Genomic DNA, 21923 nt, shown 5'->3' with positions numbered 1-21923 from the left:
AAGGCCGGGGAGCCCCCGGCCTTCAAATTATGCTTGGGCTTTCAACTCCAACCGCCGCGCATGCAGCACCGGCTCAGTATAGCCAGACGGTTGAATGCGCCCTTTGAACACCAGATCACACGCCGCCTGAAAGGCAATGCTGTCAAAACCTGGCGCCATTGGCGCATAAAGCGGATCGTTCGCATTTTGCCGATCCACCACGGCGGCCATCTTTTGCATCGCAGCCATCACCTGCGGCTCACTCACCACGCCTTGGTGCAGCCAGTTGGCCAGACCTTGGCTGGAAATCCGGCAGGTCGCGCGGTCTTCCATCAGGCCCACATCATTGATGTCAGGCACTTTGGAACAGCCCACGCCCTGATCAACCCAGCGCACCACATAGCCCAAAATGCCCTGTGCGTTGTTTTCCACCTCAGCGGCAATCTCTTCGTCCGAGAGGTTCTGCCCGTCCATCACCGGCACAGTCAGCAGATCGGCCAACGTCCCGCGTGCGCCTCCCGCTTTGATTTCTTCCTGCCGCGCCAGCACATCCACCTCGTGGTAGTGCGTCGCGTGCAGTGTGGCCGCGGTTGGTGATGGCACCCAGGCACAGTTAGCGCCAGATTTCGGATGGCCAATCTTCTGCTCCAGCATCGTGCCCATCAAGTCCGGCATGGCCCACATGCCTTTGCCAATCTGCGCTTTGCCTTGCAGCCCACAGGCCAGTCCGATGTCCACGTTGCGATCCTCGTAAGACAGTATCCAAGGCGTGGCCTTCATCTCGCCCTTGCGTAGGAAAGCCCCTGCTTCCATCGATGTGTGGATCTCGTCACCCGTGCGGTCCAGGAACCCGGTGTTGATAAACGCCACCCGCCCTTTTGCCGCCCGGATACATTCCTTGAGGTTGGCGCTTGTTCGGCGCTCCTCATCCATGATGCCCATCTTCACCGTGTTGCGCGGCAGGCCCAGAATGTCCTCAACCTTGGCAAAGATCGCATCTGAGAACGCCACCTCTTCCGGCCCGTGCATCTTCGGCTTCACCACATAGACGGAACCATGCACCGAATTTCCACTCTCCCGCTTCAGGTCGTGCATCGCGATCATCACGGTCACAAGCGCATCCATAAGACCTTCGCCAATCTCGTTGCCATCCCGATCCAGAACCGCTGGGTTGGTCATCAGATGGCCAACGTTGCGCACCAACATCAACGAGCGACCTTTCAGCGAGGTTTGTTCACCGTTCGCTGCGGTAAAGGAGACGTCATCTTTAAGGCGGCGCGTAAAGGTCTTGCCGCCTTTGGAGACCTCCTCCGCAAGGTCGCCCCGCATCAGGCCAAGCCAGTTTCCATAGGCCACAACCTTGTCTTCGGCGTCCACACAGGCGACGGAATCCTCACAATCCATGATCGTGGACAGTGCGCTTTCCAGCGTGATGTCGTTGATACCTGCCTTGTCCACAGCGCCAATATTTCCCGCGTGATCCACTTCAATAATCACGTGCAGGCCATTGTTTTTCACCAAGACACGCGTAGGTGCGGCTGCATCGCCAACGTGTCCCACAAAGGCATCCGCCAGCTTGAGCGCCGGCACCAGCTGCCCATCTTCAATGGACAGACCGTCAATGTCTTTCCAGGAGCCCTGAGCCAGAGGCAGGGTCTTGTCGAGGAAGTCACGCCCCCAGGCAATCACACGCGCGCCTCGCGCCGAATCGTAAGCCTTGCTCGCAGGGAGATCGCCCATCGCATCGGTGCCATAAAGCGCGTCATACAGGCTGCCCCAACGCGCATTGGCCGCGTTCAAAGCAAAGCGCGCATTGGTGATCGGAACCACCAACTGCGGGCCGGGAATCGCTGCAATCTCCGGATCAACATTGGCTGTCTGCACCGCAAAGTCTGCACCTTCAGGCACCAGATAGCCAATCTCCTCAAGGAACGCCTTATAAGCGTCGGCATCATGCGCCTGGCCCTTGCGGGACAAATGCCAACCGTCAACCTTCTGTTGAATTTCCTCGCGCTTGGCCAGTAAGTCACGGTTCTTAGGGCCAAAATCATGCGCAAGAAGGCTCATGCCCTGCCAGAAATCATCTGCATCCACGCCTGTACCTGGAAGCGCCTCGCTCACAATGAAATCATAGAGCTCGTCGGCAATTTGCAGCCCGTGCTGCTCAATTCTCTTTGTCATTGTGAATCTTCCTCATCTCTGGCGTCGCGTCTCAATTAGTGCACATGTTTTCTATAGGCAATAAAACCGGTTACCTTTGTTTACCAAAGGGATTTTCAACTTTTTCCATAGATTTGCGAAACTGCACATCCATTTTGTAAAAAATCGCCTACCCCCTTGCGGGTCCCACGCGAAAAGCTACACCAAGATGAGCAACCAATGGAGACCGTGATGAAAGACGCCGCGCCGCAAACGATCTATCTGAAAGATTACACCCCGTTTGGCTTCATCGTGGATGGCGTCGAGTTGACCTTCCGCCTGCACCCCACCAAAACACGGGTGTTTTCCAAAATCGCGTTCCGTCCAAATCCAGCGGCCATCGATAATCGTTTTTTCCTGCATGGTGAACAACTTAAGCTGATCAATGCGAAGATTGACGGCGCGGAGATTACGCCTCGCGCGGTGGACGGCGGCATCGAAGTTGATGTCCCCGATGCCCCTTTCACTTGGGAAGCCGAGGTGGAAATCAACCCGGAGGCCAACACCGCACTCGAAGGTCTTTACATGTCAAACGGCATGTATTGCACCCAATGTGAGGCCGAAGGTTTCCGCAAAATCACTTTTTACCCGGATCGTCCGGACGTCATGGCCACTTTCACCGTGCGCATCGAAGGCAACGTCGAAAACACGCCAGAGCTGCTCTCCAACGGCAACGGCGACGAATACGGCACCGACCAAACCGTCACGCCCAACAGCAACTATGCCGTTTGGATCGACCCTTGGCCCAAGCCAGCTTATCTCTTTGCCTTGGTGGCTGGCGATCTGATTGCCCATGAAGACACATTCAAAACCATGTCCGGCAAAGACGTGCGCCTGTCGATCTTCGTCCGCCCCGGGGATGAGCACAAATGTGCTTTCGGCATGGAAGCCCTTAAAAAGTCCATGAAATGGGACGAAGACGTCTACGGTCGCGAATACGATCTCGATGAATTCAATATCGTCGCCGTGGATGATTTCAACATGGGCGCGATGGAAAACAAAGGGCTGAACATCTTCAACAGTTCCTGCGTGTTGGCCTCTCCTGAAACCGCCACAGACGGCAACTTTGAACGCATCGAAGCCATTATTGCGCACGAGTATTTCCACAACTGGACCGGCAACCGCATCACCTGCCGTGATTGGTTCCAGCTTTGCCTAAAAGAAGGCCTAACCGTCTACCGCGACGCACAATTCACGGCAGACATGCGCTCCGAACCCGTCAAACGCATCGACGATGTGCTCGCCCTACGCGGACGCCAGTTTCCTGAAGACCAAGGCCCGCTGTCCCACCCGGTGCGCCCCGAAAGCTTTCAGGAAATCAACAACTTCTACACTGCCACCGTCTATGAAAAAGGCGCCGAAGTCATTGGCATGCTGAAAACTTTGGTTGGAGATGACGCCTACGCCAAAGCGCTCGACCTCTATTTTGACCGCCACGACAGCCAAGCCTGCACCATCGAGGATTGGATCAAAGTATTTGAAGACAGCACCAGCCGCGACTTGACCCAATTCAAACTTTGGTATTCCCAGTCCGGCACACCCGAAGTCACCGTGCGCGAAGAGTTTGAGGGCGACATCTTCACACTGCACCTCAGCCAGTCCAGCGCCCCAACCCCGGGTCAGGACACAAAGGCACCCCAGGTCATTCCTGTTGCGGTGGGACTGCTAAACGACAATGGCGATGAGGTGCTGCCTACTCAAGTTCTGGAACTCACCGAAACTGAGAAAAGTTTCACTTTCAAAGGCCACGCCACCCGTCCTATTCCCTCGGTTTTACGCGGTTTTTCCGCCCCGGTGACGTTGACCCAAGATATCGACAACGCCCGCCGCGCCTTCCTGCTGGCGCATGACACTGATCCTTTCAATCGCTGGGAAGCGGGCCGCAACCTGGCACGCGACAGCCTGATCGGGGCAATTGTTGATGGCACCGCCCACAACGAAGACTATCTCTCTGGCCTCAAAGCGCTTTTGCGCGACGACAGACTTGATCCAGCCTACCGCGCACTGATGCTTGGGCAGCCCTCCCAGTCCGAATTGGCAGGCATTCTGCACAAACAAGGTCAAATCCCAGATCCAGCCGCGATCCATGCCGCAACGGAATCTCTGCGTGATGCCAAAGCCAAGGCTTTTGCAGACCTGCTGCCAGACATTTACACCGCCAATCAAGTCACCGGGCCCTTCTCGCCGGATGCCGAGCCCGCAGGCAAGCGCAGCCTTGCAAATGCCGCCCTCTCCTTGCTTACCCGTTTGGATGGCGGCGAAGCCGCTGAAAAGCAATACAAATCCGCGGACAACATGACGCTGCAACTGGCCGCCTTTGGCGCACTGCTAGATGCTGGCAAAGGGGACAACGCCATCGCCGCTTTCTATGACCAATGGAACGATGACCGCCTGGTGATCGACAAATGGTTCTCCATGCAGGTGATGTTTGCCAAACCCGAAGACCTTGCGGCCACGGTGGCCAACCTTACTCAACATGCTGACTTTGATTGGAAAAACCCCAACCGGTTCCGTGCCGTGATGGGTGTCATGGCCGCGCACCACGCCGGTTTCCATCACACGTCAGGCACGTCTTACCAAGTGCTGGCAGATTGGCTCCTAAAGTTAGATCCGGTGAACCCGCAAACCACCGCACGCATGTGCAGCGCTTTCCAAACATGGAAGCGCTACGATGACGACCGTCAGGCGCTGCTCAAAGCACAATTGGAGCGCATTGCCGGACAAAACGGCCTTAGCCGTGACACCACCGAAATGGTGACCCGTATTCTGGAGGCGTAATGTCAAAGGTTCTATTAATCACAGGCGCCAGCGCAGGCATTGGCGCCGCCACTGCCAAGCTGGCGGCTGAAGCGGGTTATGACCTTGCGCTGAACTACCGAAGCGACATGCAAGGTGCTGAATCCATTGCCGAAACAGCGCATAACTTAGGCGTCCGTGCTGAACTGTTTCAGGCTGACGTAGCTGAGCCAGACCAAATCGACGCCATGTTCAAGGCAATCGACGCCAGGTTTGGCCGCGTCGACGCGCTAGCCAATAACGCCGGCATCGTCGACCAAGGCGCCCCCGTCACCGCCTTCACCCACGCGCGCCTGAAACGCATGTTTGACGTGAACGTCATTGGCGCCATGCTGGTCGCGAAAGAAGCCGTCATCCGCATGCAAGCGCAAGGTTCCGGCGCGATTGTAAACGTGAGCTCAGTTGCCGCCCGCACGGGCTCCGCCAATGAATATGTCGACTACGCCGCTTCCAAGGCGGCCATTGACACATTTACAAAAGGTCTGGCTGAAGAAGTGGCCAATCAAGGCATTCGCGTAAACTGTCTACGTCCCGGCATCACTGACACAGCAATCCACGCCAAAGGCGGCGCGCCGGATCGCGCATCGCAGTTGGCGCATAAAATTCCGATGCAACGTCCCGGCACCGCACAAGAAATTGCCCGCGCTATAATGTTTTTGTTGTCTGATGACGCCTCCTACATCACAGGCAGCACACTCGACGTATCAGGAGGACGCTGACTGTGGACACGCTTCAGCATACCCAACATGGCCGCAACCCGCGCAGTCTTATCGTGCTCTTTGTTGTCAGTTCCGGCCTGATCGGCCTCCTCGCTTATGGAACCCACTGGGGTATTGTCGCAGCATTGTCTCTTATTATGGTCCCGACACTGGTGGACGTCGCTTTCAATCCAATTGCGACCTTTGACCTGAATGAAGATGGCATACGCTGGAAAAACGCCACTCAAGAGGCAGAGCTTGGTTTCCATCAAATAAAATCTGTGCATATCGCCACCCGTCTTAATGTCGCCTTCCGCATCACCGTGATCATGCACGACGACGCCAAAGTACGGATTCCACAAGATGTTTTGCCGCCTCGCACAGATTTGGAGGCCGCTCTTACCCGGCACGAGATCCCAATCAAGCTCGACCGCCTACGCTTGATTTGAGTAACAATTCCGGCCAAAATTGGGCAGTATCTGACCGTAAGATTTCAACTTGGTGCCCTTTTTTAGCCTGAATGCGCTCGCATAGTCCGACCTAAGACAAGATCGGAGCCAGAATGAAGTTGTTTTCCAGAGATCGGGCCAAATCCCAAGGTGTGCCAGCGGCATCTACGCTTGCGACGCCTGCTTTGCGCCGTTTGGGGCAGGCGTTTTCCGCGCCACGCAAGCCTGAAACATCTGATCTTTCTGGAGATGGGACCAACACGTTCCGCACTCTTTTGAGCCGTCTCGAAATTCCGATCAACGCCTCCACACCGGATCAAATTGAAAGTGAGAAAGTTCGCGATCATGGTCAATTCCTCGCCCGTCAGGAGCGCTGGGAAGAACTTGAGGAACTGATCCGCACACACGATCAAAACCGCGCCACCACCGCCACGGGTACACCGCTTGCGGAACTTATGCTTTTTGGCGCACGATCGGACGTTGTGCGTGCCGCAGAACACGCGTTGCTGCATGGCCGCCCCGCAGAAGGAGCGGATTTTTTCTCCGGGATTGAAGCCCTTGAAGTCCTGTTGGAAGATTATCCCAACAGCTATCCAATGGCGTTGGTTGTGGCCCATATGCACATTGACATCGGTTGGGCTTGGCGGGGCGCCACCGCGAAAGATGATGTACGCGACACCAACCGAGATGCATTTCAGGCACATTTTGATCGTGCATCCGACATTCTGAAGAACTACTGCCCGAAACAATACTTCTCTCCGGCGCTGTCAGCAGCGCGCTGTGCGCTCCTGCCTGGATCGGCGCAGCCGCTCAACACGCTCTGCGCTGAGTTTGAATCGCTGATCCAACTGGATCCGCTCAACCCACGCCACATGCGGGCTTTGGGCAATTACCTGTTGCCACGCTGGTACGGAGATTTTTCCCACCTCGACCTGCAAGCCCGAAGAATTGCGGCCCAAACCTATGACATCTGGGGCGCAGGGGCTTACGCTTGGGTCTGGTTTGACGCATTGCTTGTCGATCCAAACGGCTTGGAGATGATGGAAGTTGACTACTTCATTGACGGCGTGACCGACGCCTTGCGACGAAATGGTGACCAACATTCCGCCAATCTCATGGCCGCACATCTCTACCGCAGCTGGCAACATGCGCGGTCACAATACGGCGCAGATGGTTTGCGCGAAGATCTTCCTCCTGCACTACGGGCTGGGTTTGACATGGTTGTGCGAGAACATTTGCGCGAAATTCACCCGCTGATCTGGGGCCATGCGGAGATTGGATTTGAGAATACATCGCGTGTAATCTCCAAAGAACGCTTGTCTGCCAAAGGTCGCGACGTTGCACTGCAAGCGGTTGCCATGCCGTTTATGTCTGGCCTCCAGGCTGGGCAAACTGTGCATTTTTCGCCGGATGGCATCACGCAAATCAACCCATAACACACCCGCCCTCTTGCTCCTTTTATCTGGCTGGCCTAGAACGCAGATCAGCCAGATATTCAAGGAGCGTGAGCGATGCTCGACCTGACATATGAGACCCCGAAGCCCAAAGTGATCGCGGGCGCCAAACATGACTGGGAATTGGTCATTGGTTTGGAGGTGCACGCTCAGGTTTCTTCCAACGCAAAGCTGTTCTCCGGCGCGTCCACCCAATTTGGCGCGGAGCCAAACTCCAACGTCGCTTTTGTCGACAGCGCCATGCCGGGCATGTTGCCGGTGATCAACGAATACTGCGTTGAGCAGGCAGTGCGCACTGGGCTTGGCCTGAAAGCCGAGATCCACCTCAAGTCCGCGTTTGATCGCAAAAACTACTTTTACCCAGACCTTCCGCAGGGGTATCAAATCTCCCAACTCTACGAACCCATTGTGGGCGAAGGAGAAATTCTGGTCGACATGGGGCCAGGCGTAGCGCGTTTGGTGCGCATCGAGCGCATTCACCTGGAGCAGGATGCAGGTAAATCCGTGCATGACATGGACCCGAACATGTCCTTTGTGGACCTGAACCGGACCGGTGTTGCGCTGATGGAAATTGTCAGCCGTCCAGATATTCGTGGTCCTGAAGAAGCTGCCGCCTACGTGACCAAGATGCGTCAGATACTGCGCTACCTTGGCACCTGTGATGGCAACATGCAGAACGGCAACCTGCGTGCCGACGTTAACGTGTCTATCTGCCGTCCTGGGCAGTATGAGAAGTACATGGAAACACAGGACTTCTCGCACCTTGGCACACGCTGTGAGATCAAAAACATGAACTCCATGCGGTTTATCCAGGCCGCGATCGAATATGAAGCGCGTCGCCAGATTGCGATTGTTGAAGCGGGCGGTGAAGTCAGCCAAGAAACCCGCCTGTATGATCCGGACAAAAACGAAACCCGTTCCATGCGTTCCAAAGAAGAGGCGCATGATTACCGCTATTTCCCTTGTCCCGATCTGCTCCCGTTGGAGATCGAACAAGAGTGGGTAGACGACATTGGCAAAGGATTGCCGGAACTGCCGGATGAGAAAAAAGCCCGTTTTATCAATGACTACGGTGTCACGGAGTATGATGCCTCTGTTTTGACGGCTGAGGTTGATCTGGCGAATTACTTCGAAGCCTCCGTGGGCAAAGGCGACGGCAAAAAGACCGCGAACTGGGTGATCAACGAAGTAATGGGCCGTGCCAACAAAGCAGAGAAAGCACCGCAAGATCTGGTTGCGCCAGAAGCCAACGCGTCCATTCTCGCAATGGTGGCGTCAGACGAGATCAGCACCAAAATCGCCAAGGAAGTCCTTGAAATTCATATCGAAACCAAGGGTGATCCAGCCACGATTGTGGAAGAAAAAGGCCTCAAACAAGTGACCGATACCGGCGCGATTGAAGCCGCTCTGGACGAAATCATTGCGGCCAATCCTGCACAGGTGGAAAAAGCCAAACAAAACCCGAAACTGGCGGGCTGGTTTGTTGGTCAGGTGATGAAAGCCACTGGCGGCAAGGCAAATCCAAAGGCCGTTAACCAATTGGTGGCGCAGAAGCTGAACGGCTAAACGCCGCGTCGGTTTTACGTCTGTATCGCGACTGTAACGCGCCGGTGTCAAAAACCGGCGCGTTTCGCATTTTTGGCGTTAACGATCTGGCTTAGAACCGCGTCCGCAGACCAAACATCACGGCGGTCTCGCGCGCACCCGGGATGTGTCCTCGGTTGATGGCATGCGCCAGGGACAAACCCAGATTTGTGCGCCGTGTCAGCGGACGTTCGTAACTCAAGGTCAAACGCACTTCCCGATCCGACGGCGCCAAATCAATTGGAACATTCTGATGGGTGATCGCACCCGCGTCGTTCACCATTGGCAACGCCACAGAAGTTGAACCTGAAGACACCGCTGCTGGCATCGATAAGGACAGGCTGAACCGGTCGTTGTGTGAGAACGCATTTTGATGCGCGTAGGTCACTGCCCCCCCATTGAGCAACACGTCCGCGGACTGGCCAAGACCGGAAGCCTCCTGCCCTAACGCATAGCCGAGCGCAAATTCGATCTGAGCATTGTCAGACACATCAGCGGACAAGGCCATATCCATGGACATCAGAGAGGCGTCGGTGCCACCGTTCCAATCGGACAGCAAATCCATTGTGTCCTCACCAAGGCCACCGCCAATCTGCAGGCTGGCACCGCCAAGATCGAAGGTGCGTCGCAGCCCTAGGCCAAAGCGATCTGACCCTCCGCTTCGTGAGCGATAAATTGACAGATCATACTCGCTGTCCAAGAGTTGCATCGGAAGTCCCGCCCGCGTGCCAAAGAAAGACGCCGAGCCAAATTCTGGTGCGCGATAACGGTCAAAATTTAGAGCGTCATGCGCCGCAAACATCGGAGCGGCTGGACGATGGGCAACCATCTGCCCAGCATCAATCAGAAAGGACGCAGACAGAGTATCTTTGCCGACGATCTCCACATTGCGCAGTGACCGTGCCACCGCATCGCCGCTGGCGCTCCCAGCCACGGCCAACGGTTCATTGGTGTTGACCACGGTACCGTTGCTGGTGGTGACAGTGGTTTGGCCAATTGGCAAAAGGGCCGCCGCAACATCCAAAAACCCGTGGCCCCATTCTGCGCTGTAAGCGTGATCAAACCCCGACACCAGCTCAACCGATCCGGCCTGGCGAAAGCCATCAAATTCATTGTCAGCGGACGCCAAAAGTCTGATCCGCAAATCTTGATGTGTCATGTCGGGGAAGGCTTCGGCCAACAGCGCGAGTGCACCAGAAACCGTTGGCGCGGCATAAGAGGTGCCTGTGCCAAACGAATAACTGCTATTGCTGCTCGCGGTGGCACCTGTCCAACTGCCGTTTGCGGAAATACACCACGCCGCCGCCTCGCCGCATCCCGCAGATACGCGCTCTGCAGACACAACATCGTCACCGTTCATTTGTGGGACACCGTTCACAACAGCCAACCAGCTTTGCTCCAAAGACGGCTCCAAAACCGGCAAGCCCGCCATCAGCCCCACATTGGTTTCGCTATGATCATTGGACACGGAAAATACAACAATTCCGTCGTCGGCATAAGTGCGCAGCGCATTGAGGTAGTTGCGGCCAGACGTTGAGCCGAAAATGAAGTTGTAATCAGACCGGGTCGCATTCATGCCCGAGTAGCCCCAGGAATTGTTTAAGGCAACTGCACCGGCCCGTGTGGCGGCATTGGCGGTTTCCGCCAGCTGGCTGTAGGAGTCAAAGCTGCCAAAGATCGCGTTGGCGTTTGGCGCAACCCCTATCATGTCATCAGACATCCCGGTGGCGATGGAGGCCACAAACGTACCGTGATTATCCTGTGACACGCCGGAGCCCATTGTAACGGTTTTGCCTGAGAACGCTTCATGCCCGGGCCGAAACCCGCTGTCCGAAAAGGCAATGACCTGGCCGGCGCCGGTCAAGCCAGCCGCATGGGCGTAATGGATACCCGAATGCTCAATGGGGTTACCTAGCAAGCGAGTATCAGTGCTGGAGTCAAATCGCCGGTTGTTGTTGCGATCAACAAACTGATCCCCGGCCGCCGCTTGAACGCGATACCGAACATCATCGCTCAGCAGCCGATTGGCCCGTGAGCGCACGCTGTCCAAGCTGCTCAAAAAAGAAGCCAGCAACACCTGATTGTCAGTTTTTGGCAGCGAAGAACCCGATTTGTCGGTGCCCGTATCTTTCACCGCTGGCGTGTCCTCCCCGCCGCAGCCAGCCACCAAGCCGGAAATCAAAATCATTGCCGTCGAAAGACGTTTTGCTCGCCAGTTCATTGCGCCACTCACCGTTGCCCACACTCAAGGAAACGGTAGGTTCTGAACCTTAAGTTTTGCCTGAATCGGGCCGCGGAAAGCGCGGCAACTTTTGCGAAATAACCGACAGATTTTGCCTAAAAATATGGGCTATTTGATCAGATAGACTTGTAAGATCATCTGCGGATACGTCGCGCCGCTACGTTACCTTCGCGCCCATCGGTTGATCCTCTAAAGCCAGGCCGTCATACAGGTGAGACAGCATCAGGAGGATTTTCATGACCCGCCCATTTGTCTCCAAGCCAATGCCTGTTGAAGAGCAGTGGCTCGACTTCAACGGCCACCTCAACATGGCGTATTACAACGTACTGTTTGATCGGGGCGTGGATCAGCTTGGGGCTGTTCTTGGGTTTGGTCCAGAGTACCGTGCCCGAACCGGCAACACGACATTTTCCGCCGAATTCCATTTGTGTTATTTACGCGAACTGCACCTGGGAGACATGGTTACTGTCACGTTCCAGTTGTTGGATCATGATGCCAAGAGTTTTCACTTCTATCAGGAGTTGATCCACTCAGATGGCTGGGTGTCAGCCACAGGTGAAGGTGTTGGGTTGCACATAGACCAAAGCCGACCCCGTGTCGCTCCAATGCCTGGCGAGATCTTAGCCAAGTTTACCGCCATGTCAGAGGCACACAGCGCCCTGCCCCATCCGGCCCGTGTGGGGCGTGTGATGGGCATCCGCCACAAATGAGCCGCGATGCAGGGGTGACACGGTTGCCACCCAAGCCAGAACTTTTGGGGCCAAAATGCTGGACCTCACTGCACCCTCATGAAACGGTGACCGCCAAATGGTAGACGTGATCGACATAATACAAGAACGCAAGGAACTGCCGCAGTTTCTGGAGCGCGACGGGCTGATTGGCATTGAGCTTGGGGTGGCCGGTGGCTGGTACTCCAAACGGTTGATGGAAGGTGGGCTCTTTAAGGAGCTTTACGGGGTCGATATTTATGGCGACCACCACAACACCAAAGAATATATAAAAGCTTTGAAAAACATCGGCATGGGACAGAACTACTGGCTGTTGCGGATGACATTTGAAGACGCGCTGGATGCATTTCCGGATGAGTATTTCGACTTTGTCTATATTGATGGCTACGCCCACACCGGCGAAGAGCATGGAAAAACGATGTTTGACTGGTTCAAGAAAGTGAAGGTGGGCGGCATGATCGCTGGCCACGACTATCACGAGGACTGGCCGCTGGTGCAAATTTGCGTGGATGCTTTTGGCGAAGAAATTGGCCAACCTGTAATGCGCACGCAAATGTCCAAAAAACGCGACTACCAGGACCAGTTCCCAAGTTGGGCCATGTTCAAGGACTCCGCAGAGGTGCCGGAATACCCGGAGCGACTGCGAAATTTACCGAGATAACCGCGCGATTGTCACGCGCAGACCATCAGAAATTTCGAAAGTTTTACAATGATTTATGAGTATAAAGTAATCCCTGCGCCGACACGGGGACAAAAAGCCAAAGGCATCAAGGGGCCGGACGGGCGTTTTGCCAACGCGCTGGAAATTGAGATGAACCGTTTGGGCGCGGACGGGTGGGAATACCTACGCGCTGACACTCTGCCCAATGAGGAGCGCAGCGGGTTGACGGGATCCAGCACCAGCTACCGCTCTGTGTTGGTGTTCCGCCGTACCAAGGCTGGCGATGTGGCAGTGTTTCAGCCTGAGACACTGGAAGCGCCGAAGGTGGCTGAGCTGCCGGCGCCTGAAGCAAAACCAGTGGCACCCGCGACCAAAGCTGAGCCAGAGGACACAACTGCTCCCGAGGTGGCCCTTGTGCTGGAAGACGGCGACAAAACCGGTGCCTCAGCAGAGAAGGACCCCGACGAAAGCGAGTCTGTGGATGACGTGAACGTGGCGCTCAAGAAGCGTGTCGAAACACTGGAACAGTCAAAGTAACCGCGTCAGGCGGCGTCGATGTCCAAAGCAAGTGCGTGAATACGGGCAACCAAATCTGCGCCAATCGCCGCGTGCACCGCACGGTGACGGGCCACTCGGGTCTGACCGGCAAAGGCTGCCGCACGAATACGCACATTGAAATGGCTTTCCCCACCCGCTGGAGCGCTGGCATGTCCGGCATGGCTGGCGCTGTCATCTACAACCTGTAGGTCGACTGGTGCAAAAGCTGCGGACAACTTGTCGTGAATTTCCTGCGCGATGCTCATAATTTTTGTCTCCAGCCTCTTCAATCTGACGCCGGTTAGGGTAAACTCTCTGCTCCGAGTCGAATAGGTGCGCGTATGACAAAATCTGATCCCTTCGGTTTCAATATGTCGGTAAAGTCGGCAAAGAAGAAAAACCCGCGTGGACGCCGGGGCATGTCCGGAGCGTCAGAGACCTCCACGCGTGTTTGCGAGCATCCCGGCTGCGAAGAATCTGGGTCGTATCGTGCGCCGCGTGCGCCCGATGTGCTGGATGAATTCAAATGGTTCTGCAAAGAACACATCCGCGAATATAACCTTAAGTGGAACTTCTTTGACGGCAAAACCGAAGCTGAGCTGAACGCACAAAACTCCAAAGACAAAGTCTGGGAGCGTGAGACCAAGAAGTTCACCGACCCTGAAGCCCGTGCCTGGGCCCGCTTGGGCATCGAAAACCCACATCAGGTGTTGGGTGGCAACGCCACCCAGAACCCCGGCAAGGGTGGAGGGGCCGGCAAACGCTTGCCACCCACCGAGCGCCGCGCCATGGAAATCCTGGAAGCCAACGACAGTTGGAGCAAGGCCGAAATTCGCAAGGCCTATAAAAAACTTATCAAAGTGCTGCACCCCGACATGAACGGCGGCGACCGCAGCCAAGAAGACCAGCTTCAAGAAGTCATGTGGGCTTGGGAGCAAATCAAAGAAAGCCGCAACTTCAAATAAGGGCGGATGGATGCAAGGTATGAGGCGTGACCGAAGGGTCGCGCCTTTTTCTTTGCGACGGAAAAATTCATGAAAGCCGTTTGAGCTACCACAAGGCTTGGGTAACACTGGCATTTGAATACGTGAACACAGCAAGGAAGCAGCTATGCGGCGACTGATTGAATACCTCACGGCACACCCAAAGCGGCTCTACACCGTTGTGGCTGGTGCGGTGTTGCTGTTGCCAGTGGCCCTGTGGCTGGACCTGAACAGCCTGTCTCACCACAATCTGCATCGACAGGCTACCAGCCTGAACAAATTGATGAATGATGTACGATCCTATTATGCGGAAAATGTCGTGGCACGTGTTCAAGCTGCGCCAAGCGCGCCAGAAGCCCGGCATGATTACCACGAGATTGAAGGGGCCTTCCCAATCCCAGCCACAGCAGCCATTGAGCTGTCAGCTCGGTTCTCTGAAATCCTGCCCGGTGTCGATTACCACTTTGTTTCGGACTATCCGTTCTCAGGCCGTGACCAACGTCACATGACTGAGTTCGAGGCGCGTGCCCTTCAAGCGTTTCGGAACCCTGAAAACGAACGCGATCACATCATTGCCGAAGAAGGCAATCTGATTGATCACCGGATGACCCTGGCAGCACCGGTTTACATGCAAGCGTCCTGTGTGAGTTGTCACAACACCCATCCGAAAAGCACAAAGACCGATTGGCAAGTTGGCGATGTGCGTGGACTTCAAGTGGTGCATGTGCGCCAACCCCTGACGTTGGACTTGGCGTCGTTCAAATTCCTGCTCAGCTACTTGCTGATCGCGGGCACATTTGGTCTGGCCTTTGCCAAACATCAGCTTCGCCTGGCTGAAAAATTTGCAACGGCCAATGATGAGTTGACCGAAAACAATTCCTTTCTGGCCGATGTTTCATTGAAGATATCGAAATACCTGGAGCCGCAAGTCTATCGCTCCATTTTTGAGGGTGAGCGGGATGTCTCGATCAGCACTGAACGCAAGAAACTCACAGTGTTCTTTAGCGACATCAAAGATTTCACCGCCACAACTGAGCGGATGCAGCCGGAAGAGCTGACAGCGTTACTCAACGAATACTTCACTGAAATGGGCGCAATTGCGCAAAAGCACGGCGCCACAATCGATAAGTTTATTGGTGATGCCATTGTGGCCTTTATTGGCGACCCGACATCCAAAGGTGTGACAGAGGATGCACGGGCCTGTGTGCGTATGGCCCTGGAAATGCAAACTCGTCTGGACGAGCTGGAAGTGCAATGGCGCGCCAAGGGCATCGAGCATCCGTTTCGCGCCCGCATGGGGATCAACACGGGCTACTGCAATGTGGGCAACTTTGGCAGTGACTCGCGCATGGACTACACCATCATCGGGGCCGAGGCGAACTTGGCTGCCCGCCTCGAAGGCATCGCTGAGCCTGGTGGTATTGTCATGAGTTATGAGACCTATGCCCATGCCAAGGATTTGGTAAACGCTCAGGCGCTGGAGCCGCAGCACTTCAAAGGCATCTCACGAGAGATTATCCCTTACCGCGTGTTACGTCATGGTGCCAACCGCCGCCCAGCCACGGCGCGGGAAGAAGGTGAGAATCTTGTGGTTGAAATGCAAGGTATGGATGCAGAAACCCGTGCAAAAATCGCGGCAGCTGTGCAAGACGCACTGGACAATACCTAAGCGGCGTTGAGTTTGCCAGATGCTCTGTGATTGGTCCCGCGCAGCACCTTGATTTTGGTCCACAAATACGGTGAGGTGAGCGCATGATGCAGAGCTATCCCAAACATGCGACCGCAATGGGTCGTGATTTTTCCGAATATGTCATCAGCCTTGGTTTTTCCGAAGCAGACGTCCTAAGGGGAACCGGCCTGACGCTGCAGGAATTGCAGGACAGCGAACAACTTGCCTCCTTACAGGGGTTGGCCAGAATATTGGACAACGGGATTGCACTGACAGGAGATGACCTTATCGCTGTGCGGTGGGGACAAACCCGGCGTTTTGCGAAACTGGGGTTGATTGGGTATCTGGGGCGCACGTCTAAGGACATCCATAGTATAGTTACAAATCTGGCTCGTTACGGGAAAGTGTTCTCTACCGCCATGGAGATCGACGTGTCGCACCTGGAGGAAGACGGCATTTTCCGCTGGCGGTTTGATATTCCGGCCAAAGTAGACGTCGGGAGATTTGTCGAAGCTCAAGTGAGCCAATTCCTGCACGGCACCAATAGGTTACTGCCGCGCACAGTACTGCCAAAACAAGTCACATTCTGCCACCGCCGCAAACACAATGCGGCAGAGCTGGAAAAACTGCTTGGATGTTCTGTGTCTTTTGGCGCCCAATGGAACAGCTTGCAGTACCGCGTTGCGGATTTGAGCGTGCCGCTCAGCACTTCGGACGAAGCGCTGCACAAAATCCTTCAAGCTCATGCGGATTTGGTTTTGGCGCAAAGGCCTAAGAACCGATCTGACATCGAACTAACCGTGGAACGCGCCATTGCTGACCGCATGGCCACAGGACAGACCTCAGTGTCCGACGTGGCGCGTGATCTGGGCATGAGTGCGCGCACCTTGGCGCGACGCTTGGGGGATGCCGACACCACCTATCAAACCGTTTTGTCCAACTTTCGACAAGCCATGGCAGATCGTTATCTGAAAAACAGCGACATGAGCCAGAGCGAAATTGCCTTCCTGCTTGGCTACTCTGACGTCAGCTCGTTTGCCTCTGCCTTCAAACGTTGGACCGGACAATCTCCCGGAGAACGCCGCCAAGCCTTTGTCTAAGACAAAGTTTGGCCGTTTGGCCACGATTGGCAAAATTTGACAAGACAGTGGCAGCTTTGCCCAAAGCAACCCGCTGAAGCTTCCCCATCTTCATGATGAACGAAGAGACAACACAGGCTCTTTGAATTTTCACATCATGATCTCAGAAGGGAGGCGCCATGTTTTTCAGTGCTTTAGTGCTTAGTGCCCTGGTTCCGTTGGTATTGATTTACCAGCGCGGGCAGCCACAACCTGTGGCGATCACACGAAATGATGCGGCAGTGCGTCGCGGTCAATTCAGGGGGCGGCCATGTCCAAAATCCTTCTGATCGAACCGGACCGACGCCTCATGGTGGCGATGCAGGAAGTCTTGCTGCACGACGGGCACGAGTGCCTGTGCCACGTCGCACCTGAAACCGCACTAAGCGACCTTGCCCGACAATCCCCGGATTTGGTGATCATGGAGCTGCGCCAACGCACGATGGATGCGTTGACGGTTATGGAACGGATCACCAACAACTATTGCGTGCCGGTGATTGTTCTCAGTACCACCGCCAGCGCCACCGAGGAATCGATGATGCTGCGCTTGGGGGCGGATGACTACCTGGCGAAACCGTTTTCGATGCGGGTGTTTGGGGCCCGTGTGGCAGCTGCCCTGCGCAGTGCCGCACCCAACTTGCGCGACGCAGACGACCTTACGGTGATCCAACGCGGTGCCTTACGCCTGGATCGGTTGCGCCATGAAGCGTGCTGGAACGGCCAAGAGGTTGCGCTGACCGCCACAGAATTCAACGTGTTGTGGATCGTGGCACAGCGCCCCGGACAGGTACTTAGCCGCGCCAATATTCTGGACCTTGCTTATGGCGGGGACGTGTTTGTCACCGATCGCAGCATCGACAGCCAGATCAAACGCATCAGGCGCAAGATCCGCGAGGTTGCGCCCGACTTTATGGCGATCGAGACCCTGTATGGGCTGGGCTATCGCTTTTCAGATTCCCCGGAGGATGTGGCAGCGTAAGTGGCCTTATCTTTCCCATGATCTTCCTTCGGGGAAGAGAGGCCGGGTTGCTTCGCAACCGTAACCAAATGCCCCACCTCGGCGGCGGAGCACCCGGCCTCATTTGGGTTTAAACACCAGCGAAACGCCATTCAGACAGTGGCGTTTCCCCGTGGGTCTCGGGCCATCGTCAAAGATGTGTCCCAGATGAGACCCACAACGACGACAGTGGCATTCGGTGCGGACCCGAAGCAATTTGCGGTCCGCCTTGGTTCCAATCGCTTTGGGGAGCGACTTGTAGAAACTTGGCCATCCGGTGCCACTGTCGTACTTATGTTTAGAACTGTAGAGCTTCAGGTCACATCCGCGGCAATGGTAGGTGCCTTTGTCGTAGTTTTTATCCAGCGGTGACGACCCTGCCCGCTCCGTGCCTTCATCACGCATCACCTTGTATTGCGCGGATGTGAGCATGGCACGCCACTCCGCTTCCGTTCGGGTGACTTCAAACGCGTTGGCCAGCGAAGCACGAGGCAAAACCATAGCCGTGAGGGTTGCCGCACCAGCGGCGGATAAGAAATGGCGACGTTGCATTCTGCGTCCTCCTTTGGTCGTAGATTTGCGGACCAATCCTCACAGAAGCAACTAACGACTTAGCACATGGCTGTGAGTTTCGTGACAACGCCGCGTCTTTTGATGACTTTTGCTTGTGATCCCGCAGGAATTGATGCACCAAAGGCCGGTAGATTTGGGCGGTTCCTAAGGGGCCGCTGGGAGAAGGACAGAGGACATGGCGGACGGCATGATGGACACCAACACAAAGCCCACCGAAGACATTGATCTGCGCGAAGTGTTCGGCATCGACAGCGACATGAAAATCAAGGGTTTTGCAGAGCGCACCGATCGCGTTCCTGAAGTTGACCCGACCTATAAATTTGACCCTGAAACCACGTTGGCGATCCTCGCGGGCTTTGGCCACAACCGTCGTGTGATGATTCAGGGCTACCACGGCACAGGTAAATCGACCCACATCGAACAGGTTGCCGCCCGTCTGAACTGGCCCTGTGTGCGTGTGAACCTCGACAGCCACATCAGCCGGATCGACTTGATTGGGAAAGACGCCATCAAACTGCGCGACGGCAAACAGGTCACCGAATTCCACGAAGGCATCCTGCCGTGGGCGCTGCGCAACAACACCGCCATTGTGTTTGACGAATATGACGCAGGCCGTGCCGACGTGATGTTTGTGATCCAGCGTGTACTGGAACATGACGGCAAACTGACGCTTCTGGACCAGAACGAAGTGATCACGCCAAACCCCTACTTCCGCCTGTTTGCCACCGCAAACACCGTGGGTCTGGGCGACACCACCGGGCTGTATCACGGCACGCAACAGATCAACCAAGCCCAGATGGACCGTTGGTCTCTGGTCTCTACGCTGAACTACCTCAGCCACGATGCTGAAGCCGCGATCATTCTGTCTAAAGCGCCGCACTACAACACCGCCGAGGGCCGCAAGATCATCAACCAAATGGTGACCGTTGCTGACCTGACCCGGACCGCGTTTATGAACGGCGACTTGTCCACCGTGATGAGCCCACGGACCGTGATCAACTGGGCCGCCAACTCCGAAATCTTCCGTAACGTCGGCTATGCGTTCCGTCTGAGCTTCCTGAACAAATGTGACGAGCTGGAGCGCCAGACCGTGGCTGAGTTCTATCAGCGCTGCTTTGACGAAGAGCTGCCTGAGAGCGCGGCCAGCGTGAGCTTGGGCTAAATTGCAGCCTCGCCCGGCGGCAACGCCGGGCAGTGCCCGACCGCCCCCATGGGCGGGCACTTCGTTTTCCGCACGCGGTCGGCCACTGCCCTTCGAAGACACCCGAAAGGCTGGACAAAGATCACTCTTAGCGGGAAACTCTTTCCATGGACAGGGTGCGACTATGAAAAAGCCAACTGACAACCCAGCTGATCCGTTTAAAAAGGCCCTGGCTGAGGCCACTAAAGTCATGGCCGACGATCCGGATTTGTCGGTGTCCTACACGGTCGACCCATCCGGCATGTCCGGGGACAGCATCCGCCTGCCGCAGATCAGCCGCCGCATGTCCCGTGACGAGGTGCTTCTTGCCCGCGGCACCGCAGATGCGCTGGCGTTGCAGCGCAAGTATCACGATGACGCCACCCACATGCGCTATGCGCCAGGTCAGGGCATTGCCCGTGATCTCTATGAGGCCATGGAAACCGCCCGCTGCGAAGGCATGGGCGCGCGTGACATGCCCGGCACCGCCACCAATATCGACATGAAGATCAGCCAGGAAGCCAACGGGCGCGGCTATGGTGATATGACCTCCACGGAACAGGCCCCCCTGCCCGTTGCGGCGGGCTATCTGATCCGACATCTCGCCACCGGACGCGACCTGCCCCCTGCGGCAGCCAATGTGATGAACCTGTGGCGCGGCTATATCGAGCAAAGCGCGGGCGATCACCTCGACGACTTGCAAGACTTGTTGTCCGATCAGCAGGCTTTTGCCAAATTCGCCCGCCAGATCATCGATGACCTCGGTTACGGCGATCAGCTGGGGGATGATCCCGACGATATCGAGGATCAGGAAGACGACGCTGAGGAACAGGCCGAAGAACAAGACGATCCGGACAGCCAGGGTCAGGACGACAGCGACGAGGAAGATACTGAGGCCAGCCCTGAGCAATCTCAGGAAGAGCAGCAGGACATGTCTGAGGCGCAGGTCACCATGGATGACATGGCAGAGGACGAAATGTCCGATGAGGCCGAGATGCCGGACGGTGACGCGCCGCTTGATCCGCCGCCCGCGCCGCCGATTTCGGACGCCGACCCGGATTATGTCGCCTTTGACACCACCAATGACGAAGAGATTGCCGCTGAAGAGCTGGCGGAGCCCATCGAGTTGGAACGCCTGCGGGCCTACCTCGATCAGCAACTGGAGCCGCTCAAAGGCGCGGTGAGCCGTTTGGCCAACCGCCTGCAACGTCGCCTTCAGGCGCAACAGAACCGCAGCTGGGAGTTTGACCTCGAAGAAGGCACGCTGGATGCCGGCCGTCTGGCGCGGGTTGTGGCCAACCCGACCACGCCGCTCAGCTTTAAAATGGAGCATGACACCGAGTTCCGCGACACGGTTGTGACGCTGTTGCTTGATAACTCCGGCTCTATGCGCGGTCGCCCTATTTCTATCGCGGCGATCTGTGCCGACGTGCTGGCGCGCACGCTGGAGCGCTGCAACGTGAAGGTTGAAATCCTCGGCTTTACCACCCGCGCGTGGAAAGGTGGCTTGGCCCGTGAGAAATGGCTGAACGATGGCCGCCCGCAACAACCGGGCCGCCTGAACGACCTGCGCCACATCATCTACAAACAGGCAGACGCTCCGTGGCGGCGCGTGCGGCCTAACTTGGGCCTGATGATGAAAGAAGGCCTGCTGAAGGAAAACATCGACGGGGAGGCGCTGGAATGGGCGCACCGCCGGATGATGGCCCGCCCAGAGCAGCGCAAAATCCTGATGGTGATCTCTGACGGCGCGCCGGTGGATGACAGTACCCTGTCGGTGAACCCGGCCAACTATCTTGAAAAGCACCTGCGCGACGTGATTGCCATGGTCGAAAAACGCAAGATGGTGGAGCTACTGGCAATTGGGATTGGCCACGACGTGACCCGCTACTATGACCGCGCGGTGACCATCACTGATGTGGAACAGTTGGCCGGTGCAATGACAGAGCAGTTGGCAGCCTTGTTTGACAATGACCCACGCGCCCGCGCGCGGGTTATGGGCATGCGCAAAGTGGGGTGATCCCGCTACGCTCTTTGTTGTTCTAAATGCCCCGCCAGACGCCAACAGATGGCGGA

Annotated in this window: 18 protein-coding genes; 14 read left to right on the top strand and 4 right to left on the bottom strand. The window is 56.1% G+C overall.

The window, feature by feature from the left end; genetic code table 11:
• Positions 1–27 precede the first annotated feature (27 nt).
• Positions 28–2160 (bottom strand): malate synthase G, encoded by a 2133-nt coding sequence (locus tag QOL67_RS11625; protein WP_283426135.1) that lies wholly within the window; start codon positions 2158–2160, stop codon positions 28–30.
• Between the two features lie 210 nt (positions 2161–2370).
• On the opposite strand from QOL67_RS11625, the gene pepN reads away from it, so the two are divergent.
• From pepN to gatB, 5 genes are all read left to right on the top strand, one after another.
• On the top strand, positions 2371–4956 hold the full coding sequence (gene pepN / locus QOL67_RS11620; protein ID WP_283426134.1) for an aminopeptidase N: 2586 nt from the start codon (positions 2371–2373) through the stop codon (positions 4954–4956).
• Positions 4956–5693 (top strand): SDR family oxidoreductase, encoded by a 738-nt coding sequence (locus tag QOL67_RS11615; RefSeq protein WP_283426133.1) that lies wholly within the window; start codon positions 4956–4958, stop codon positions 5691–5693. Before pepN ends, QOL67_RS11615 begins: the two co-directional genes overlap by 1 nt.
• 2 nt (positions 5694–5695) lie before the next feature.
• A complete protein-coding gene (locus tag QOL67_RS11610; protein ID WP_283426132.1) occupies positions 5696–6121 on the top strand; it encodes a hypothetical protein in 426 nt (141 codons plus the stop codon).
• A 113-nt stretch (positions 6122–6234) separates the two neighbouring features.
• Positions 6235–7557, top strand: coding sequence for a hypothetical protein (locus QOL67_RS11605; RefSeq protein WP_283426131.1), 1323 nt, complete (start codon positions 6235–6237; stop codon positions 7555–7557).
• Positions 7558–7632: 75 nt separating this feature from the next.
• A complete protein-coding gene (gene gatB / locus QOL67_RS11600; protein WP_283426130.1) occupies positions 7633–9141 on the top strand; it encodes an Asp-tRNA(Asn)/Glu-tRNA(Gln) amidotransferase subunit GatB in 1509 nt (502 codons plus the stop codon).
• Between the two features lie 91 nt (positions 9142–9232).
• Here the strand turns inward: gatB and QOL67_RS11595 are convergent, their stop codons facing one another.
• Entirely contained in the window at positions 9233–11380 is a 2148-nt protein-coding gene (locus tag QOL67_RS11595) for a S8 family peptidase (protein WP_283426129.1), read from the bottom strand.
• Between the two features lie 257 nt (positions 11381–11637).
• Between QOL67_RS11595 and QOL67_RS11590 the strand changes: the two genes are divergently transcribed.
• The 3 genes from QOL67_RS11590 (at position 11638) to QOL67_RS11580 (ending at position 13327) form a co-directional block, all read left to right on the top strand.
• Complete coding sequence (locus QOL67_RS11590; RefSeq protein WP_283426128.1) at positions 11638–12111, top strand: thioesterase family protein; 474 nt, start codon at positions 11638–11640, stop codon at positions 12109–12111.
• Positions 12112–12208: 97 nt separating this feature from the next.
• Entirely contained in the window at positions 12209–12790 is a 582-nt protein-coding gene (locus tag QOL67_RS11585; RefSeq protein WP_283426127.1) for a class I SAM-dependent methyltransferase, read from the top strand.
• A gap of 48 nt (positions 12791–12838) precedes the next feature.
• Complete coding sequence (locus tag QOL67_RS11580; RefSeq protein WP_283426126.1) at positions 12839–13327, top strand: DUF4177 domain-containing protein; 489 nt, start codon at positions 12839–12841, stop codon at positions 13325–13327.
• A gap of 5 nt (positions 13328–13332) precedes the next feature.
• On the opposite strand, the gene QOL67_RS11575 is transcribed toward QOL67_RS11580, so the two are convergent.
• On the bottom strand, positions 13333–13593 hold the full coding sequence (locus QOL67_RS11575; protein ID WP_283426125.1) for a BolA family protein: 261 nt from the start codon (positions 13591–13593) through the stop codon (positions 13333–13335).
• 75 nt (positions 13594–13668) lie between these two features.
• Between QOL67_RS11575 and QOL67_RS11570 the strand changes: the two genes are divergently transcribed.
• The 4 genes from QOL67_RS11570 to QOL67_RS11555 all read left to right on the top strand — a co-directional run bounded on the left by QOL67_RS11570 (position 13669) and on the right by QOL67_RS11555 (position 18076).
• Entirely contained in the window at positions 13669–14292 is a 624-nt protein-coding gene (locus QOL67_RS11570) for a DnaJ domain-containing protein (protein ID WP_283426124.1), read from the top strand.
• Positions 14293–14437: 145 nt separating this feature from the next.
• A complete protein-coding gene (locus QOL67_RS11565; RefSeq protein ID WP_283426123.1) occupies positions 14438–15979 on the top strand; it encodes an adenylate/guanylate cyclase domain-containing protein in 1542 nt (513 codons plus the stop codon).
• A gap of 83 nt (positions 15980–16062) precedes the next feature.
• A complete protein-coding gene (locus tag QOL67_RS11560) occupies positions 16063–17079 on the top strand; it encodes an AraC family transcriptional regulator (RefSeq protein WP_283426122.1) in 1017 nt (338 codons plus the stop codon).
• 289 nt (positions 17080–17368) lie between these two features.
• Positions 17369–18076, top strand: a complete 708-nt coding sequence (locus QOL67_RS11555; RefSeq protein WP_283426121.1) for a response regulator transcription factor — start codon at positions 17369–17371, stop codon at positions 18074–18076.
• A gap of 99 nt (positions 18077–18175) precedes the next feature.
• Here the strand turns inward: QOL67_RS11555 and msrB are convergent, their stop codons facing one another.
• On the bottom strand, positions 18176–18646 hold the full coding sequence (gene msrB / locus QOL67_RS11550; RefSeq protein ID WP_283426120.1) for a peptide-methionine (R)-S-oxide reductase MsrB: 471 nt from the start codon (positions 18644–18646) through the stop codon (positions 18176–18178).
• Positions 18647–18842: 196 nt separating this feature from the next.
• Between msrB and cobS the strand changes: the two genes are divergently transcribed.
• Positions 18843–19829, top strand: coding sequence for a cobaltochelatase subunit CobS (gene cobS, locus QOL67_RS11545; RefSeq protein WP_283426119.1), 987 nt, complete (start codon positions 18843–18845; stop codon positions 19827–19829).
• A gap of 163 nt (positions 19830–19992) precedes the next feature.
• Positions 19993–21867, top strand: a complete 1875-nt coding sequence (cobT, locus tag QOL67_RS11540; RefSeq protein WP_283426118.1) for a cobaltochelatase subunit CobT — start codon at positions 19993–19995, stop codon at positions 21865–21867.
• Positions 21868–21923 lie beyond the last annotated feature (56 nt).

It is taken from the genome of Shimia sagamensis, from assembly GCF_900182745.1.
Lineage (GTDB): Bacteria > Pseudomonadota > Alphaproteobacteria > Rhodobacterales > Rhodobacteraceae > Shimia > Shimia sagamensis.
This window is presented reverse-complemented; position numbering and strand designations above follow the sequence as displayed.

What these genes read in the sequence shown, in the direction of transcription:
- gatB (WP_283426130.1), top strand. Translation starts at nt 7,633, where the DNA reads ATGCTCGACCTGACATATGAGACCCCGAAGCCCAAAGTGATCGCGGGC.
- cobT (WP_283426118.1), top strand. Translation starts at nt 19,993, where the DNA reads ATGAAAAAGCCAACTGACAACCCAGCTGATCCGTTTAAAAAGGCCCTG.
- QOL67_RS11605 (WP_283426131.1), top strand. Translation starts at nt 6,235, where the DNA reads ATGAAGTTGTTTTCCAGAGATCGGGCCAAATCCCAAGGTGTGCCAGCG.
- QOL67_RS11565 (WP_283426123.1), top strand. Translation starts at nt 14,438, where the DNA reads ATGCGGCGACTGATTGAATACCTCACGGCACACCCAAAGCGGCTCTAC.
- pepN (WP_283426134.1), top strand. Translation starts at nt 2,371, where the DNA reads ATGAAAGACGCCGCGCCGCAAACGATCTATCTGAAAGATTACACCCCG.
- QOL67_RS11595 (WP_283426129.1), bottom strand. Translation starts at nt 11,380, where the DNA reads ATGAACTGGCGAGCAAAACGTCTTTCGACGGCAATGATTTTGATTTCC.
- QOL67_RS11555 (WP_283426121.1), top strand. Translation starts at nt 17,369, where the DNA reads ATGTCCAAAATCCTTCTGATCGAACCGGACCGACGCCTCATGGTGGCG.
- QOL67_RS11615 (WP_283426133.1), top strand. Translation starts at nt 4,956, where the DNA reads ATGTCAAAGGTTCTATTAATCACAGGCGCCAGCGCAGGCATTGGCGCC.
- msrB (WP_283426120.1), bottom strand. Translation starts at nt 18,646, where the DNA reads ATGCAACGTCGCCATTTCTTATCCGCCGCTGGTGCGGCAACCCTCACG.
- QOL67_RS11625 (WP_283426135.1), bottom strand. Translation starts at nt 2,160, where the DNA reads ATGACAAAGAGAATTGAGCAGCACGGGCTGCAAATTGCCGACGAGCTC.
- QOL67_RS11580 (WP_283426126.1), top strand. Translation starts at nt 12,839, where the DNA reads ATGATTTATGAGTATAAAGTAATCCCTGCGCCGACACGGGGACAAAAA.
- QOL67_RS11585 (WP_283426127.1), top strand. Translation starts at nt 12,209, where the DNA reads ATGGTAGACGTGATCGACATAATACAAGAACGCAAGGAACTGCCGCAG.
- QOL67_RS11560 (WP_283426122.1), top strand. Translation starts at nt 16,063, where the DNA reads ATGATGCAGAGCTATCCCAAACATGCGACCGCAATGGGTCGTGATTTT.
- cobS (WP_283426119.1), top strand. Translation starts at nt 18,843, where the DNA reads ATGGCGGACGGCATGATGGACACCAACACAAAGCCCACCGAAGACATT.
- QOL67_RS11575 (WP_283426125.1), bottom strand. Translation starts at nt 13,593, where the DNA reads ATGAGCATCGCGCAGGAAATTCACGACAAGTTGTCCGCAGCTTTTGCA.
- QOL67_RS11590 (WP_283426128.1), top strand. Translation starts at nt 11,638, where the DNA reads ATGACCCGCCCATTTGTCTCCAAGCCAATGCCTGTTGAAGAGCAGTGG.
- QOL67_RS11570 (WP_283426124.1), top strand. Translation starts at nt 13,669, where the DNA reads ATGACAAAATCTGATCCCTTCGGTTTCAATATGTCGGTAAAGTCGGCA.